Source organism: Vibrio sp. 03_296, assembly GCF_002265885.1.
Genome location: NZ_NPKW01000308.1, coordinates 1 through 1386, shown reverse-complemented (window position 1 = coordinate 1386; position 1386 = coordinate 1). Strand labels below are relative to the sequence as shown.

The window sequence follows — 1386 nt, the reverse complement described above, 5'->3', positions numbered from 1 at the left end:
TAATTTTCAATAAAAACAACATTGGATAAAAATCGTGAACTGCTCCGCATTGAGCGGAGAGGGTGGTTGGACTTCTGGCACGTCATCCTCCGTGCCTGGCTCACAAAATCGCTCTCATCCTCCCTTTCTACGCCCTAAATTTGTGCATCGTTTCACGCCTTCTCCTTCTACCATTCGTGATCCCCATACCTGCATTGCGTTATTTATCAATAACAAAAATCTTTGCTGATTTTCTCACATTTTTGCTGGCAAACGAAATTCATAGCATATCTGGGCTTTTTTATAATTACGCATATGGATATAGAACGTGAACAAACAACCTTTCAACTTATCTCTGCTGGCGAAAGCCATCATGCCTATAATGGCAACCTCACTGCTCATTGGCTGTAACTCTTCTAACGATGGAGAGACGGCGAACCCACAACCAGACACTGGCAAAGTGGCTCGTGTCTATTTCAAAGCGAGCGAAACTGCAACTCGAGCAGCAGCTGACAGCAGCGCTTACGACAAAGCGACGTTATACGTTTGGAATAACGACACCTGTTGGTGGCTACGCCGAAACCGACGAAGGCCATGATGATTGGGGCACAGGTATGAAACCCACTGGCGTGGACGATAAGTTTGGTGCCTACTGGGATCTGCAAGTGCGCAGCGAAGCGACCCAGTGCATCAACTTTATTCCTCGTGTAGATGGGGCGAAACCCTGGCGTTTGATGCCAAACTCGATCTGACTCAAACAGGCAAAAATAACGCCGTCTACACCCAACAAGGTGTGGCCGCCGTTYACCCAGAGCTGATCTCAAGCTCTGACATCCCGGCCAACACGGCACGCGTTTACATGAACACGCCAGATGGCGATGAAGGGCACTTCACCTTACATGTTTGGAACAACGACACCTGCGGCGCTTTTGATGGCAACGCTACCACATGGCCAGGTATGGAACCTACCGGCTTTAGTGATGTGTACGGACCCTATTGGGATCTGCCAGTGAAAGGCGCAGAGGGCTGCATCAACGATCATTCCAAACAACAAATCCAACGGCGACTACCAAACTTCAGACCTTAAGTTTGAGTTTGATAAAACCACCGCGATTGGCAATGTCGCGTTTGTGTTTAAAGGCACCAACAAGGTGTACTACACCGCATTGGCACAAAAGCCTGTGGCACAAGTTGAACTGGCGGGCGCAAGCGCGGATTTTGCCGATGACAGCGTTGATTCTAGTCAACGCTAAAGACGCCACCAGCGTCACACTCTACTACTCAGAAAGCGGTGAACTGGCTTTCGATAGCGCCAGCAAAAAGTCACGGGTGCAACCAAACAAATCACTTCAAGCAAAGCAGCGAGCGCCGATTGGAACAAAACCAAGCCACATCTGAGCAACGATT

5 protein-coding genes are annotated in these 1386 nt (G+C 49.0%); all 5 read left to right on the top strand.

Going from position 1 to position 1386, the window contains the following annotated elements:
• Positions 1–307 precede the first annotated feature (307 nt).
• From CIK04_RS33680 to CIK04_RS33665, 5 genes are read left to right on the top strand one after another with little or no spacing between them, the layout of a single operon-like run.
• On the top strand, positions 308–577 hold the full coding sequence (locus tag CIK04_RS33680; protein ID WP_325205774.1) for a hypothetical protein: 270 nt from the start codon (positions 308–310) through the stop codon (positions 575–577).
• Positions 471–731 carry a pullulanase-associated domain-containing protein gene (locus tag CIK04_RS35655; RefSeq protein ID WP_369597169.1) on the top strand — a complete coding sequence of 87 codons (261 nt, stop codon included), beginning with the start codon at positions 471–473 and terminating at the stop codon, positions 729–731. Before CIK04_RS33680 ends, CIK04_RS35655 begins: the two co-directional genes overlap by 107 nt.
• Entirely contained in the window at positions 665–1066 is a 402-nt protein-coding gene (locus tag CIK04_RS33675; protein ID WP_325205773.1) for a hypothetical protein, read from the top strand. Before CIK04_RS35655 ends, CIK04_RS33675 begins: the two co-directional genes overlap by 67 nt.
• A gap of 43 nt (positions 1067–1109) precedes the next feature.
• Positions 1110–1232: a hypothetical protein gene (locus CIK04_RS33670; protein WP_325205772.1), complete on the top strand. Its 123-nt coding sequence runs from the start codon at positions 1110–1112 to the stop codon at positions 1230–1232.
• Positions 1204–1377 (top strand): hypothetical protein, encoded by a 174-nt coding sequence (locus CIK04_RS33665; protein ID WP_325205771.1) that lies wholly within the window; start codon positions 1204–1206, stop codon positions 1375–1377. The genes CIK04_RS33670 and CIK04_RS33665 overlap by 29 nt, the downstream gene beginning before the upstream one ends.
• Positions 1378–1386 lie beyond the last annotated feature (9 nt).

What these genes read in the sequence shown, in the direction of transcription:
- CIK04_RS33665 (WP_325205771.1), top strand. Translation starts at nt 1,204, where the DNA reads ATGACAGCGTTGATTCTAGTCAACGCTAAAGACGCCACCAGCGTCACA.